Raw genomic sequence first — 14,825 nt, 5'->3', positions numbered from 1 at the left:
ATTTTAAAGGAAAAAACCTTTCTTTGTCTATAAAAAAGGCTTTTATCTTTAAATATTTTACAATTAAAAATATTTTTTCTTTCTTAGTTTGCTTTTTCCCCCTCTTTTTCCGTCGCTTCCTTCTCTAAAGAATAAATAAACGCAAACACTTCTGCCACAGCCATATATAAATCTTCAGGAATTTGTTCATTTATATTTAATTTACTTAAAAGCTCTACAAGAGAGGGATCTTCTTGAATTGGAATATTCTCTTTTTTGGCACGTTCCAGAATTTGTTCCGCAATCATACCCTTGCCTTTTGCAATAACGGTAGGTGCAGCGTGTTTTTGCTGTTCATAAGTTAATGCTATTGCTTCTTTCCTTTTTAAAGAATGGTGTTTATTCATATTTTTATATCCACCCCTTTATAGGCATTTCCTTTCACTGCTTGTTGGGAACTCCATACTGGCTTATGTTCTTTTGACAAGTCTTTTACATGTATAGACAGTAAAGTATAATCTAATTCCCGTAGTTTTTCTTTTAAGAGCTCCTCTGCCTGTTTAATTAAAGGCATTATTTCTGTTGACCGATCATTTAATACAATCATGTTCATGATTCTATTTTGAATATGGATATCAATAACTGTATCCTTTAAATTAGCCAGTTCTAAGTAAAAAAGAATTCGACAATAATTACTATCGACTTTTCCATCTGCTGTTTTTCTGCCATTATATTGCATTGTCACATCCACTTGTTGATTAAAAAAACGCAGAGGAATTTCCGTTACCATTTGCATCATTGGACCTGTTTGCTGACTGATAAGCTGATAACCTGTCACTTTATCAATTAGTTGACCTGCAGTTTCTTTTACCGCATCAGGGATGTCTTTTCCCATTAATCCTAGCAGTAGCGGTTTTAATATTTCTTGTGATGTTTGCTCCTCTATTTGTGCATGCTGTAACAGTCCCGCTTCAAATGAATAGCCAATTTTATGCAGGACAGCTTTTAGTGCAGCAAGCATATTATCTTGAACAAGCTTCCCCCCTTGACTAATCTCCGATAGGACATCCGCTACTTTTGGCTCTAGAATATGATAGGTAGACAACTGCTGCTGGAGTTCATTTAACAGCACACTAACACCTTTATTGGATTGCAAGGCCGAAATACTTGTAAATACTTCCTTCGTTAGAGGGAGCTGTCTTTCCATCATAAGACCGATAGTAGCAAGCTCTTGCTTCCCTATTGATTTTGGCAGCCATTCACCTATAGATCTTATCGCTTCTTTCGAAATTGGTAGATTATTAGATAGTAGAAAATGAAGGAGCAATTTATTTTCTTTCGTCTCGGTTAGATGTAGCTGCTGAAGCAGACCATTGATATTTCCCTTTTCAGCTGGAACTTCTGATGACTGCGGCAATACTTTTAGGACTGGTTTATTATCTGTAATGGAAACTTGAAACCAATAACTTCTATCAAGCGTTAACGGAATCGTTAGGTTTGCAAGCATTTTTTGTGAGCCAATTTGCACCTCTGCCATTTGTTGAGGAAAAAGCTTCGTCAATTTCCCATAAACTAGTTGTCCATCTCGTAATTCAAGACTTTTATTACTCATCACGTTTTCTTGAAATAAAGTTTGGACAATATGGTTAACATTCATCTTTCTCTTCCTCCTTCCTTCCATACAGATTGACCAAATTAGTTAGTTTCTACCATCTCTTTCACAGGAGAAAAACTTTTACGATGATGAATGGTAATTCCGTATTCTTTTAGGGCAGCCACATGTTCCTGTGTCCCATAGCCCATGTTTGTTGCAAAATGATAATCTGGATATTCTTGATGCAGCTCTTTCATCATACGATCTCTTGTCACTTTTGCTATTATGCTTGCTGCAGCAATAGAAACACTTTTACTGTCTCCTTTAATAAGAGATTGACTTGGATAAGGTGTCGTTAATTTCATTGCGTCAATTAGTAAGTATTCTGGTGTTTGTGAAAGTTCATTTATTGCTAGAAGCATCCCCTTTTTTGTTGCTTGATAAATATTTATGCGATCAATTTCAGCAGGTGAAATAATTCCCACTCCGATGGCGATTGCTTCTTTTTGGATTACCTCGTAAAATAGTTCTCTTTTTTTCTCAGATAATTTCTTTGAGTCATCGATACCTGGTAAATAGAAATCTTCTGGCAGGATGACAGCTGCTGTAACAACAGGACCTGCAAGCGGCCCTCTGCCAACCTCATCGATTCCTGCAATATATGTATATCCCTGCTTTCTAATCATTTGTTCATAGTAGTTCATCGATAGAAAATGCTGATGAAGCTTTTCTTCTTTCTCTATCCTCTTCTTCCAAGCCTCTAAGAGCTTCTGAGCCCCTTTCCTCTCGTCCTTTTCTAATTCGAGGATAAATGGGTCATTTACTTCCCTTATTGCTTCTAGCGCCTCTTTAATATCTTTCATTGTTGCTAATTTCATTGTTTACACCTCAGTAGTTATATCGGTTTAATCGCTTCCTTTTTTACAGCCCTGGTCACATTGCCTTCCAATATACATATCAGGCCTATAAATCGTCCTATCGTTCTTGTTGGATGCTTTATTTCTTTTCTCCCATAAAATTCAAAGCGTCTACACAAATGCAATAAACCTAATCATTTATATTACACAAAAAAGAGAAGTGTCTGTTTTTAGCCACTTCTCATTGCAGTTTTCATCCTTACATTTCGTCTGCTTTTTCGAACGTTAGCGGACCAAACTTTTCACCTCTAATGTCACGAATAATTAGTTCCGTTACTTTATCATAGTTAACGATACCTCCCCCTGACAGAGCTCCTCTAATCTCACCAATACGATCAAACAACTCTACTGTATCTTCTGGAATCGTTTCTAATTGATATCTTTCTTTTAAGCGTTGCGGATATTCCTTTTCCAAAAAACGAAGCCCGAATATGGCAATGTCCTGCAAATTCAAAATTGTATCCTTTATTGCTCCTGTTAACGCAAGCTTTAAGCCTACTTCTTGATCTTCAAATTTCGGCCATAGTATTCCTGGTGTATCTAATAACTCCAGCTCTTTCCCTACTTTAATCCATTGCTGTGCTTTGGTTACACCAGGTGTATTCCCTGTTTTGGCAATGTTTTTCTTTGCCAACCGATTGATTAAAGTGGATTTACCTGCATTTGGAATGCCGACAATCATCGCTCGAATCGCTCGCGGTCTAATCCCTTTCGCTTTCATCCGATCAAATTTTTCTGCTAGTACTTCTTTTGCTAAAGAAGTAATTTCTTTCATTCCAACACCTGCTTGAGAGTTAATCGCAAGTGCTCTTATGCCTTTACTTTGAAAATAGTGAATCCATTCTTTTGTTCGTTCTTTATCTGCCATATCTGCTTTATTTAATAAAACAATTCTTGGCTTATGCTGAATAATTTCATCAATCATTGGATTTCGTGAAGATTGTGGAATTCTCGCATCCACTAATTCAAAAATAATATCAACTAGCTTTAATTTTTCCGTTACTTGCCTTCTGGCTTTGGCCATATGGCCTGGAAACCATTGTATAGTCATGCATGCACCTCTATTTCTTCCACTAACATTATTCTACTATTTTCCAATCAGCTATTGGCCAATATATAACACTTGTGGTGCCAATAATTTTATCAAAACCAATCGTACCAATATGGCGACTATCTTTACTATTGCGACGGTTATCTCCCATCACAAACAATTCTCCTTTTGGCACAGTTGCTGTAAAATCTTCTGTTAGAGGGCCCATTACGCCTTCTTTATTATGTTCTAAATAAGGTTCTTCATAAGCTTGTCCGTTCACATATAATACATCATCGCGATATTCAATTGTGTCTCCTGGTAGACCAATTACTCTTTTTATATAGTCCTTACCTTCTGGAGCGTGGAACACAACAATATCAAAGCGCTTTGGTTCACTTACTTTGTAATTTATCTTATTGACAATCATTCGATCTTGATCGAGCAATGTAGACTGCATGGATTCACCATCAACTACAATTGGAGCAAATAAAAAATAGCGAATAACAACAGCAAGTAAAACAGCAATTATTAATGCTTTACTCCATTCCCATACTTCATTTTTCTTCTTCTTTTCAGTTGCCATACCTTTCACCAATCCTTAACTGAACAATATAGGTATTTTTTATGTAAGATAAAAAAACTTATCCATCATGATAATATTTTAGCGGAATTTCCGAGTGAAGTAAAATTGGAAAGATTGCAGTTGGACTTTTGCTTCCTATTACTTAAAATCGTTAATATAAAGATTAGAGATCGATTTGCAAAGTAGTGATTCCATTAAAAGATCACTTCAGTTTCCTTTCCTCTCTGCATCTCTCTCATTTTTGGATGAATTACAGAACTATTCTTTCTAATATACGAGTTTTCTATAAGCAGCATTTAAAAATATAAAAAAGAGCTTGTTACAAGAACAGGCTCTTTTTTGGTAACAATTATCGAATTTCTTTAATACGAGCTTTTTTACCACGTAGGTTACGTAGGTAGTAAAGTTTCGCACGGCGTACTTTACCGCGGCGGATAACTTCTAGCTTCGCAATTTTAGGTGTGTGAACAGGGAATGTACGCTCAACGCCAACTCCGTAAGAAACTTTACGTACTGTAAAAGTTTCGCTGATTCCACCACCACGACGCTTAATTACAACACCTTCAAATAACTGAATACGTTCACGAGTACCCTCAACAACTTTCACGTGTACACGTACAGTGTCACCAGGACGGAACGCAGGAAGATCAGAACGAAGTTGTTCTTTTGTAATCTCTTCTATTAATTTTTGCATCGTTTTCAACTCCTTCCAACAGACGCTCTTGCACTCATAGTTTGAGACCTCTTGCAGCGGAACATCGTTATAAGACCCTTCACAGAAATTCATCTGTTTAAGTCACAAGTGTTATCTTAACATAAAAAGAGAATAACAGCAATATTTTTTCTAAAAATAATAGTATTACCTTGCTCCTTAATAGATTCATTCATCTAATCATCACCATACCGTATCCAATTAGCTTGGATGATGCTGATTTGTCAACTCTTTTACCAACTTTTTCTGCTTCTCAGTCAGCGGATAATTTTCTAGTAAATCCGGGCGCCTTTCAATCGTTCTTCGGAAGGATTCCCTTTCTCTCCATTCATCAATATGTGCATGATTTCCAGAAAGCAGCGTGTCTGGTACCTTCATTCCTCGGAAATCGGCCGGACGAGTATAATGAGGATGCTCCAACAAACCAGTGCTAAAAGAGTCATTAACATGGGATGCTTCTTTTCCAAGCACGCCTGGTAATAAACGTACTACACTATCAATAACGACCATAGCCCCTAATTCGCCGCCTGTAAGGACATAATCACCAATGGAGATTTCATCTGTCACTAAATGTTCTCTAATTCTCTCATCATAGCCTTCATAATGTCCGCAAATGAAAATCAAATGCTCTTCTTGTGCTAATTCCTCCGCTTTTGCTTGACTATATCTTTCTCCTTGCGGGCACATTAAGATGACACGAGGCTTTCTGTTATCTTTTGGTTTTAGAGCATCCACAGCGTCAAATATAGGCTGTGGCTTCAACACCATCCCAGCACCTCCTCCATATGGATAATCATCAACGGTTTGATGTTTATTATCGGAGTAATCGCGAAAATTGACGATATTATAAGCTACTTTTTCTGCTTCTTGTGCTTTTTTTAAAATGGAGCTATGAAGGACTCCTTCAAACATCTCAGGAAATAACGTCAATACATCTATTTTCATTAAGACAACAGCCCTTCCATCGGCTCTATGACAACTACTTTTTCTTCTACATCTACTTTCATGACTACCTCTTCAATGTAAGGAATCAAAATTTCACTTTTATCTTTCCCCTTTACCACCCAAACATCATTTGCACCTGGTGTTAATATTTCTGTGATTTCTCCAAGTTCTTCTCCTTCAACTGTCACTACTTTACAGCCAATAATTTCATGGAAGTAGTATTCATTCTCCGCGAGCTCTCCTAAAAAACTTTCTGGAACCTTCAGGAGACCTCCCTTCATAAATTCTACATCATTCACATTATCATAGCCTTCAAATGTAAGTAGATTAAAGTTCTTATGCTCACGATGGCTTTTAATTATCAGTTCTAGGGGATTTGCTTTATCATTTTGAAAAAAATAAATGGTGTTTCCAATCTTATATCGTTCTTCTGGAAAATCAGTACGAGAAATAACGCGAATTTCTCCTCTTATCCCATGGGTGTTCACAACTTTTCCAACATTAAACCATTTTTCCATTACCTTCACCTCTATCGAATATCAACCACTATTCCATCTTTGAGAACAATCGTCTTATTAGCACTTTCCCAAACCTGTCCTACTTGAACATCAACAAGTCCCATTACTTCCTGTTCTTTAATCTCTGTCCCTAGTGGTAGTATATGTAATTGCTTTAATTGAAACTCTATCGTTTTTTGTTTCTCTAATTTATTTGTAACTTCCTTACGAAAAAAAGTTTTTATTTCCGAAATAGAAGGATTATTTTTCAATTGTTTTCTTTCTTCAAATTGAAGCTGCTGTATTTCTTTTTCTAGCTGCTGTATTTCTTGCTTATATCGATCGGAAATCGACTTTTTGGTAGTTTCGGTTAATACTTGTTTTACTGTTACAGACTGAAGAATCTTCATTTACTTCCTCCTAACAGATGACAACTTTAGTCCTTACTACTAACAAAGTAACACAGATTACTCTTTTCGTCTAAAAGCAAAGGGGAAAATTCATGTACCGAATGAAATTACAGCTATTTTTCAGAAAAGCTAGCGTTTGTTTCATCCTTTTAGGGTAATGAAGTATATATTAGCTTAAATTTTGATAATAATAGCTAAATAGCGCGATTATCAGCCTAGATTGCTCCTTTTTCAGCTAAATTTCCATTTTATCAGCCAAAGGCTACTATTTTCCCTAAAAAACAAAGGAAGGAGGGTTCCCCCTCCTTCCTTTTCATTTAATCTCTAATATCAACAATAATTTTCTTTTGTTGTAATGATCCTGCTGCATAAACAATCGTTCGAATTGCTCTAGCAACTCGCCCTTGCTTCCCTATTACCTTTCCAATGTCATTCTCGTTGACAGAAAGCAAGTAAGTGATACGATTATCCTCTTCTGTTACAGTGACAGCAACTTCCTCTGGAAAATCAACAAGGGGCTTAACAATCGTTTCTATAAGCTCTTTCATTGCATCAAATATTATTTACCGTTTTTGATATTGTGGAATTTCTCCATAATACCTTGGTTAGAGAATAGGTTACGTACTGTATCAGATGGTTTTGCACCATTTTGTAACCATTGTAGAGCTTTATCTTCGTTGATTTCCACGATAGCAGGGTTTGCTACTGGATTGTAAGTTCCTACTGTTTCAATGAAACGTCCATCACGTGGTGAACGAGAATCTGCTACTACGATACGATAAAAAGGAGATTTTTTTGCTCCCATTCTTTTTAAACGAATTTTTACTGCCATTTAATATTGCACCTCCGAATAGTTTCACACAAGATAGTATATTATCAGATACTCCAACACTTTGTAAAGTGTTTTTTCTTGTCAGTGTTAAAAATCTTTATTTACGCCCTCTCACAGACAGTCTCCGCGCCATTTCAATGGACAAACAGATCCTTTTTTTTACAAAAAACCGCTGTTAAAAAGGGTTAAATGGTAATTTAAATTTACCTTTTTTCTTGCCTTTTTGACCCATATTGGTCATTTGCTTCATCATTTTTTTCATATCATCAAACTGCTTTAAAAGTCGATTTACTTCTGGAACCGTTCTTCCGCTTCCTTTCGCAATACGCTTTCTTCTGCCAGAATTGATAATTTCAGGATGTTCTTTTTCTTGCTTTGTCATGGACTTAATGATTGCCTCAACATGGGCAATTTGCTTTTCATCCACTTTCATATTGTTTAAGCCTTTGATTTTGTTCGCACCTGGCATCATTTTTAATAATTCGTCAAGTGGTCCCATACTTCTAACTTGGCTTAGGGAATCAAGAAAATCATCAAAGGTAAATGAATCAGACTTCATTTTCTTTTCTAACTCTCTTGCTTTTTCTTCATCTACATTAATTTGTGCTTTTTCGATTAAGCTAAGGACATCGCCCATTCCCAAGATTCTGGAAGCCATTCTCTCAGGATGAAATGCTTCAAGCGCATCCATTTTTTCTCCCAAACCAACAAATTTAATTGGTGTATTTGTTACAGAACGTATCGAAAGTGCTGCTCCCCCGCGTGTATCCCCATCAAGCTTTGTTAAAACAACTCCCGTTAATCCTAACTGCTCGTTAAAACTGCCAGCTATGTTAACAGCATCCTGCCCTGTCATTGCATCGACAACGAGTAATATTTCTTCTGGGTTTGCAAGTTCTTTGATCTGCTTTAATTCATCCATTAGTGCTTCGTCTACATGAAGGCGACCAGCTGTATCAATTAAAACATAATCATGATGATCTTCTTTTGCTTTTTCAATTGCTTGTTTTGCAATTTCAACTGGACTAACTTGATCTCCTAGTGAAAATACCGGAAAATCAAGCTGCTTGCCTAAAGTTTGTAATTGCTTAATTGCAGCAGGACGATAAATATCAGCAGCAACCAATAACGGATTACGATTATGTTTTTTACGCAATAAATTCGCAAGCTTACCAGTAGTTGTTGTTTTACCTGCCCCTTGTAATCCGACCATCATAACAACAGTTGGCGGGCGCTTACTAACACCAATTTTACTTTCTTCTCCACCCATTAATTCAGTAAGTTCTTCTTTTACTACTTTAATAACTTGTTGTCCAGGAGTTAAGCTTTTTAGCACTTCCTGTCCAACTGCACGTTCACTTACTTTTTTAACAAAGTCTTTTACCACTTTAAAGTTAACGTCCGCTTCAAGGAGTGCAAGACGAACTTCACGCATCATTTCTTTAACATCCGCTTCATTTACTTTCCCTTTTCCACGGATTTTTTGCATCGTGTTCTGCAGTCGGTCAGCTAAACCTTCAAATGCCATACGTCAGCCTCCTTAATCTAATTTCTCTAGTTCCTCTACTGCTTCTCGCAACGCAGATATAGATAAGGTATCATGTTCTAGCATTTTTTTCATCTTTTCAAAAAGAACTTGACGTTCCTGAAATTTCTGAAGTAACCCTAACTTATTCTCATATTCTTCTAGCATTGCTTCCGTACGTTTAATGTTGTCATACACCGCTTGACGGCTTACATTGTACTCAGCAGCAATCTCCCCAAGAGAGTAATCATCCAAATAGTAAAGAGACATATAGCTTCGTTGCTTCGGTGTTAACAACGACTGATAGAAATCAAATAAATAATTCATTCTCGTTGTTTTCTCAAGCATCGAATAATACCCCCGTGTTAAGTCAAAAGCCTTTACATCAACTATTTTACACACCAGAAAAAAAGATGTCAAGAAAATATCTTTACAAATCGAAATGCGGAAGCGCCTTGATTATCGTTGTACAAACTGGAAGGTTTCTGACTGAGATAAAGGAAACACGGTGAACGGTAGGGAAGCGATGTTGACTTATCGTAGGGAAGACACCTGGAAGTTTGCTAAACGATAGGCGTTGCAGCTGGACAAATCAAAAAGCGGCGGGGGTCCGTTTAGTGGCGTGTGGGGTGGAGTGGCGTTTCCTGAGATATAGGAAACACAGTGAACGACAGTGAACTGATGTTGAATTATCGTAGGGAAGCGGCGGGAAGCCCATCAGCCCCTAGACCCCCGGAGCTGGACAAACCGAAATGCGGAAGCGCCTCGGTTATCGTTGTACAAACTGGACGGAAATTCTATAAATGAATTAGTTTTTTTGACTCTGTCTTAGATTTTTTCATATAACATAAAATAGATTTTGGTTTTCATTAGATTTCTCTATTACCTTTTCCTCCGCGTCATCCCGTTTTCGGTCACAGAAAGCTCTTCTCTATTACCCTTTTCTCCGCTTCATACCGTTTTCGGTCACAGAGAGCTCTTCTCTATTACCCTTTTCTCCGCTTCACACCGTTTTCGGTCACAGAGAGCTCTTCTCTATTACCCTTTTCTCTGCTTCACACCGTTTTCGGTCACAGAGAGCTCTTCTCTATTACCTTTTTCTCCGCTTCACACCGTTTTTGGTCACAGAGGGTACTTCTCTATTACCTTTTTCTCTTATTTCCCCTTCTTTCGGTCACAGAGAACTCTTCTTTATTACCCTTTCCACCTCAAAAAACTAACTGCAGACAACCAATAAAGTTTGTCTGCAGTCTTATAACAATCTGATTCATCGCTTTTTCTTCCGCTTCATTTCTAATAATTGTTCCAAATGATTTTCGCTGTCTACCTTTTCCGTCTTTATCTTCTCTCGCGGTTTTTCTTGCTTTTGTTTCGGTTCTCTGCTTGAAACATCTTTTTTGAAAGTAACTGGTCTTTCTTTAGGTGCTGCACCTTTCTTCTCGATAGAAGGTATTCGACTCTTTTGACGCTTACCTCTTTTTCTCTTTTCAAAGACAGGGAAAAATTTCACTGGTAATCCAAGTCTTCGAATAGCAATTTCGAAAAATAGAAGCAGGAAGCTAATTAACAGCAAGATTTCGGTAATCTCCTGCTTTTGTTTAACTGGTTCCTTCAACGGACGAAACGCTTGTGATTCTTTCTCCAGCTGAGATCCGTTAGTTATCGCCAGAAGCTCAGCAAGCTTTTCTTTATTTGCTCCGGTAATTAAATATTCGTCTGAATAGGGAACGGTAAATCCTGATTGGTAAACAGTAACGTTTCCGTCCTCATCTGTTTGTTTGACATGAATAAAATAAAGACCAGGATCATTGCCAACATCCACTTCATATTTTCCAGGAGCGAGCATTTTAGTATTTCCTTCCACCGTTTCTCCTCTTTCGGAGATAATGGTTGTTTCAATCGGAAGCATTGATAAGTGATCCGCTGTTATCGATAGATAGGTTCTGTCCTTCGCTTTTTCAACAGATAAAGAATATGCCTCCGAATCGTACTGTGGCAAGGTTTTTGCGACCATTTTTGTCATAAAACTACTCCATTGGTTCCAACGCGCCCAATCTCCTGCCCACATGCCATTTACGTCAGAAGTGAAAGCTATTGCCTTTCCTAGACCGTATTGCCATTCCGCAAGAATAGGATCTTTTTTTGTACTCTCAATTGGAACGATGCTTTCTGATTTTGGCGTTGTGGCGATATAGGCATTCATTTCTGGTACCCCTTTACTAAACAAGGAATCCCACCCATAACCAGACTTTATTTGGGGATAAAACGGATTATCCTCAATATAAGTTTTTGTCGCCATAACGGTTTCTCTTGATAGAATCGAAGGAATTACCGAAGAATCCTGTACATCATAAAAACGTCCAGCTCCCATTTCCGCTAATTTTTCTAATAAATTCCAATCTGCATCCGCCCCCAAAGCCACCGTCGAAATTGTAACATTTTTCTTACTGCCATTATTAATTAACTCCTCATAATTATTATTCGTTGCGGATTGTCCATCTGTTAGCAAAATAATATGTTTTCTTTTTACATCTAAATCACTGATTTGCTCATAGGCTTCCAGTAATGATCCATAAATTTCGGTTCCGCCGCCAACTGGGACAGAACGAATCTTATCTACAACTTCCTCTTTATTTTTCAAAGGTTTAGGTTCTACGATCACCCATGGCTTATCATCAAAAGCTATAAATCCTAATGTATCTGTCTCTTGAAGCAATTCAACAGTCCGTGCTGCTGCTTCTTTTGCTAACGAAAATTTCGATCCGTCCATACTTCCAGAGCGGTCTAACACAATCATTAATGCTAGTGAGGGCATTTCCTTTTTCCCTTTTATATCCATATCAACAGGCAATAGTTTTTCGATAGGGGTTTGGAAATATCCTCCTAATCCAAAGCTATTTTCTCCACCTGTCATGAGAAAACCGACGCCAAAATCTTTCACGCTTTTTTCAATAAGACTCATTTGCTTTTCCGTAATATCTGTTGCTGCAATATTATTAAAAATAATCGACTGATAATTCAAATAGCCAGAAAGCACAGTAGGAAGCTGAATAGAGGAACGAACCTCTACTTTATATCCAGCAGCTTCTAATGCTTGAACAAATGATTCATTGGGGCTATTTTGCACTACTAAAATTTTCGGAATGGTTTTAACCATATTGACAACCTGAAGCTTATTATTTTCAGCATAGGCATCATTCATTAGATCAACTTCTGCTTTATATGTTACCAATCCAGTCTGTTTTACAGGAAACTGAATAGGGATTACATTTGTACCTTCTTTCACTTTGATAGACTTTGAAACAATTTTATGATTATTTTCATAAAAATGAAGTAAGCCCGTTTTCGCCTTATTACTTTCAATGGTTACAGAAACATTTGCTTGTTCCCCTTCAAATAAAGTAGACGGCACTTCTACATCTGTAACAGCAGTATCTTCATATAAAGAGGGTTCAAGCAGCACAGTGTCTAATTCAATGGAGCGGTTTTTTAATAATTTTGCCGCTTCGGTAAGATTCCCCATCGTCTCGTTCCCGTCGGTAAACAGTATAATCCTACCGCCGCTATTATTGGAAAAAACACTGCTAGCAAGGTTAAGCGCCCCTTCAATATTTGTGTGGTCTTTACCTAACTCCTCATTCCATTTAGAAAAACGAAGTTCCTCTTTGCCCATCATTTGCTCTATAGTTGTTTTTTCTCCGAAGGAAAGTACACTATAGAGATCTTTTTCCTTTTTATATCGCAAGCTTTTTTCCAGCCATTCAAGCTGCTGCTCTCCTGCATCTTGTACACTTGCACTGCGATCCATTAGAAAAACAACTTGGTTTTCTTTTTGCGGCAGAACTATTTGTGGAATGGCAAGCGCAAGGATTAATAAAGCAAAAATCAAGCTTCTTAAAAAGAGAATAACTTGTCTTTCTTTTCTATTTGACATCGTCCTTGACTGTTTCCAATATCGATAAAGAAGAAAGATAATAGGTAGAAAGATTAATAGAATGAATGGGTATTTAAACTCTATCTGCACGTCGGTACACCTCCCATTCCATACATAAAATGATCAGCGCAAGCAAGCATAAAATATACCATAACCAATCATTCTGCGTTTTTGTCATTTCATTGCCTATTAGTTTATCTTCATTTAGAACAAACGACTTTTGCGTAGCAGTCGTCTTCTCTCGATCATCGAGATTTACGGAAAAATATAGAATTTCAGAGCCATTTGTCAATTGATAAACACCAGGCAGCTTAGGTGCTTGAAAACCATCATCCAACGAGAAGGTTCTCACTAATTGGTCGTTTTCATTATAAATATCCCACTCTGTTTCTTTGCTTGTTAAATGAATGGTCCGCGATTCTAATGGCTGAAAATCACCAACATAATTGGATTGAGAAGAAAGCCATTGATACATATTATATAAAAAGATCGGAAAACTTGGATGTAATGGCCAATCACTATCTTTTAAGTCAAATTGAATAGCTATAGCGGGCTGATTATTCCATTCGCCTTTTTGAATTAACGGCAGTTCTCCACTTTTAACAATAGGTTTCATCGTTTTCATTGTCTGCTTCATTGCACTTGCGATAAAAACATCCTTCATATCGACATGTAAAAGTAGTTCATCCTCACTTGGTTCTATCACTGTTTGCACTTCTTCTTTTTTTCCTCCTGTAAAGAAGAAAACAAATGGACCTTCGATGTGTTCGGGTAACGCAGACCCAGATAATAGGAAAATACTATCCTTTTTGGTGAGAAAATCTTCTTTATTCTCCATTTGGATAACTTGAAGCCCAATCGCCTCAAATCCTTTTACCAAAAAAGGATTCATTTCATTATCAGTATAAATAGTTGTTGCCTGTTTATTTAATACAGCGGTTTGCATATTATCAACTGCAAAATCATCTGAAGCATTAAGTTTAGCATCGTAATAAGATTTCTCAGGAAGCTCGTTTATCGCAATTACTTTTCTTTCCTTTGGCTTTAATTCAATATCTTGTTGATAAAGTACTGTTTTTTCACTTTCAACTTGAAAAGGTATGGTTTTATGGGAATCAGTTTGATTTTCCACCAGTGCAACACCCGCTACTTTATCGGCATTTTTTGATACACCAAAAGATAAAATCGAAATATTTTCTGCTTTTTCCTGCTCTTGATTATGTACTTTTACATAAAAAGAATCGATATTTTTTATCCTTTCCTTCTCCAGCCCATCCGAAAAAATATGAATGGCCGTTTTACCCTCTTTCGCTAGACTTGCCGTCAGCTCTGTTGCACTTTGCCAGTCTTCATGTGTATAGGAAAGTTCTAACCCTTTAATTGCAGCACTTATTTTATCGCGCTCTGACTCATTATGCAGAAGAATTTGAGGACGATCATTTACCTCTAAAATCGTAACAGCTTGATTTTTCTGAAGACTTTTCATCATTTCGAGTGCTTCTTTTTTGCTATCTTCTAAACGGTTAGAGCTACTACCATTCGCGGCCATCGAAGCCGAGGTATCAAATAAGAATATGATTTGCTCCCCTTTCATCGTTTCTTTAGCAAAATATGGTCCTACTAATGCAAACATCAAGAGTAGCAAGCATAGAAGCTGCAGCCAGAATAGAACATTATTTTGCCATTTATGAAACCAGGAGGATGCCCTCATTTCCTTAAGAACTTCCTCCCAAAGTAAATTGGAGGGGATAGTTTGTTTTGTATATTTTTTGCGAAAAAAATATATTAGGATGAATAATCCAATAAAAATTAGCAGCAAAAAATAATAGGGTTGTGCTAAATGCATTTTGTCTCTCCTTTTGGC

The 14,825-nt window shown here is 37.1% G+C and carries 15 protein-coding genes; all 15 read right to left on the bottom strand.

What is annotated here, in order from left to right:
- Positions 1 to 83 precede the first annotated feature (83 nt).
- Positions 84 to 386, bottom strand: coding sequence for an EscU/YscU/HrcU family type III secretion system export apparatus switch protein (locus NX902_RS09770; RefSeq protein ID WP_095329167.1), 303 nt, complete (start codon positions 384 to 386; stop codon positions 84 to 86).
- A complete protein-coding gene (locus NX902_RS09765) occupies positions 383 to 1,636 on the bottom strand; it encodes a hypothetical protein (RefSeq protein WP_123257449.1) in 1,254 nt (417 codons plus the stop codon). Before NX902_RS09765 ends, NX902_RS09770 begins: the two co-directional genes overlap by 4 nt.
- 38 nt (positions 1,637 to 1,674) lie before the next feature.
- Positions 1,675 to 2,451, bottom strand: coding sequence for a ribonuclease HII (locus NX902_RS09760; protein ID WP_095329165.1), 777 nt, complete (start codon positions 2,449 to 2,451; stop codon positions 1,675 to 1,677).
- Positions 2,452 to 2,689: 238 nt separating this feature from the next.
- Entirely contained in the window at positions 2,690 to 3,541 is an 852-nt protein-coding gene (ylqF, locus tag NX902_RS09755) for a ribosome biogenesis GTPase YlqF (RefSeq protein ID WP_163184984.1), read from the bottom strand.
- Positions 3,542 to 3,569: 28 nt separating this feature from the next.
- Positions 3,570 to 4,106, bottom strand: coding sequence for a signal peptidase I (lepB, locus tag NX902_RS09750; RefSeq protein WP_095329163.1), 537 nt, complete (start codon positions 4,104 to 4,106; stop codon positions 3,570 to 3,572).
- A gap of 349 nt (positions 4,107 to 4,455) precedes the next feature.
- Positions 4,456 to 4,800, bottom strand: coding sequence for a 50S ribosomal protein L19 (rplS, locus tag NX902_RS09745; RefSeq protein ID WP_047939984.1), 345 nt, complete (start codon positions 4,798 to 4,800; stop codon positions 4,456 to 4,458).
- Positions 4,801 to 5,019: 219 nt separating this feature from the next.
- A complete protein-coding gene (trmD, locus tag NX902_RS09740; protein WP_095329162.1) occupies positions 5,020 to 5,763 on the bottom strand; it encodes a tRNA (guanosine(37)-N1)-methyltransferase TrmD in 744 nt (247 codons plus the stop codon).
- Positions 5,763 to 6,281: a ribosome maturation factor RimM gene (gene rimM, locus NX902_RS09735; protein WP_095329161.1), complete on the bottom strand. Its 519-nt coding sequence runs from the start codon at positions 6,279 to 6,281 to the stop codon at positions 5,763 to 5,765. The genes trmD and rimM overlap by 1 nt, the downstream gene beginning before the upstream one ends.
- Before the next feature lie 11 nt (positions 6,282 to 6,292).
- Positions 6,293 to 6,670 carry a YlqD family protein gene (locus NX902_RS09730; RefSeq protein WP_095329160.1) on the bottom strand — a complete coding sequence of 126 codons (378 nt, stop codon included), beginning with the start codon at positions 6,668 to 6,670 and terminating at the stop codon, positions 6,293 to 6,295.
- A gap of 317 nt (positions 6,671 to 6,987) precedes the next feature.
- On the bottom strand, positions 6,988 to 7,218 hold the full coding sequence (locus tag NX902_RS09725) for a KH domain-containing protein (RefSeq protein WP_031534442.1): 231 nt from the start codon (positions 7,216 to 7,218) through the stop codon (positions 6,988 to 6,990).
- An 11-nt stretch (positions 7,219 to 7,229) separates the two neighbouring features.
- Positions 7,230 to 7,502, bottom strand: a complete 273-nt coding sequence (rpsP, locus tag NX902_RS09720) for a 30S ribosomal protein S16 (RefSeq protein ID WP_016201097.1) — start codon at positions 7,500 to 7,502, stop codon at positions 7,230 to 7,232.
- A 175-nt stretch (positions 7,503 to 7,677) separates the two neighbouring features.
- Positions 7,678 to 9,030 (bottom strand): signal recognition particle protein, encoded by a 1,353-nt coding sequence (gene ffh / locus NX902_RS09715; RefSeq protein WP_341160701.1) that lies wholly within the window; start codon positions 9,028 to 9,030, stop codon positions 7,678 to 7,680.
- 12 nt (positions 9,031 to 9,042) lie between these two features.
- Entirely contained in the window at positions 9,043 to 9,375 is a 333-nt protein-coding gene (locus NX902_RS09710) for a putative DNA-binding protein (RefSeq protein ID WP_095329158.1), read from the bottom strand.
- 919 nt (positions 9,376 to 10,294) lie between these two features.
- A complete protein-coding gene (locus NX902_RS09705; protein ID WP_341160700.1) occupies positions 10,295 to 13,051 on the bottom strand; it encodes a VWA domain-containing protein in 2,757 nt (918 codons plus the stop codon).
- A complete protein-coding gene (locus tag NX902_RS09700; RefSeq protein ID WP_171509518.1) occupies positions 13,035 to 14,807 on the bottom strand; it encodes a vWA domain-containing protein in 1,773 nt (590 codons plus the stop codon). The genes NX902_RS09705 and NX902_RS09700 overlap by 17 nt, the downstream gene beginning before the upstream one ends.
- Positions 14,808 to 14,825: the final 18 nt, after the last annotated feature.

The organism is Niallia sp. FSL W8-0954 (assembly GCF_038005605.1).
Classification (GTDB): Bacteria; Bacillota; Bacilli; order Bacillales; family Cytobacillaceae; genus Niallia; species Niallia circulans_A.
The sequence above is the reverse complement of the archived record's forward strand: the minus strand, read 5'-3'. Positions and strand labels throughout refer to the sequence as shown.

Bases quoted from the DNA above. Each gene is read 5' to 3' on its own strand.
- NX902_RS09725 (WP_031534442.1), bottom strand. From the start codon at position 7,218: ATGAAAGAGCTTATAGAAACGATTGTTAAGCCCCTTGTTGATTTTCCA.
- rimM (WP_095329161.1), bottom strand. From the start codon at position 6,281: ATGGAAAAATGGTTTAATGTTGGAAAAGTTGTGAACACCCATGGGATA.
- ffh (WP_341160701.1), bottom strand. From the start codon at position 9,030: ATGGCATTTGAAGGTTTAGCTGACCGACTGCAGAACACGATGCAAAAA.
- NX902_RS09770 (WP_095329167.1), bottom strand. From the start codon at position 386: ATGAATAAACACCATTCTTTAAAAAGGAAAGAAGCAATAGCATTAACT.
- trmD (WP_095329162.1), bottom strand. From the start codon at position 5,763: ATGAAAATAGATGTATTGACGTTATTTCCTGAGATGTTTGAAGGAGTC.
- NX902_RS09760 (WP_095329165.1), bottom strand. From the start codon at position 2,451: ATGAAATTAGCAACAATGAAAGATATTAAAGAGGCGCTAGAAGCAATA.
- NX902_RS09700 (WP_171509518.1), bottom strand. From the start codon at position 14,807: ATGCATTTAGCACAACCCTATTATTTTTTGCTGCTAATTTTTATTGGA.
- ylqF (WP_163184984.1), bottom strand. From the start codon at position 3,541: ATGACTATACAATGGTTTCCAGGCCATATGGCCAAAGCCAGAAGGCAA.
- rpsP (WP_016201097.1), bottom strand. From the start codon at position 7,502: ATGGCAGTAAAAATTCGTTTAAAAAGAATGGGAGCAAAAAAATCTCCT.
- rplS (WP_047939984.1), bottom strand. From the start codon at position 4,800: ATGCAAAAATTAATAGAAGAGATTACAAAAGAACAACTTCGTTCTGAT.
- NX902_RS09765 (WP_123257449.1), bottom strand. From the start codon at position 1,636: ATGAATGTTAACCATATTGTCCAAACTTTATTTCAAGAAAACGTGATG.
- NX902_RS09730 (WP_095329160.1), bottom strand. From the start codon at position 6,670: ATGAAGATTCTTCAGTCTGTAACAGTAAAACAAGTATTAACCGAAACT.
- NX902_RS09710 (WP_095329158.1), bottom strand. From the start codon at position 9,375: ATGCTTGAGAAAACAACGAGAATGAATTATTTATTTGATTTCTATCAG.
- lepB (WP_095329163.1), bottom strand. From the start codon at position 4,106: ATGGCAACTGAAAAGAAGAAGAAAAATGAAGTATGGGAATGGAGTAAA.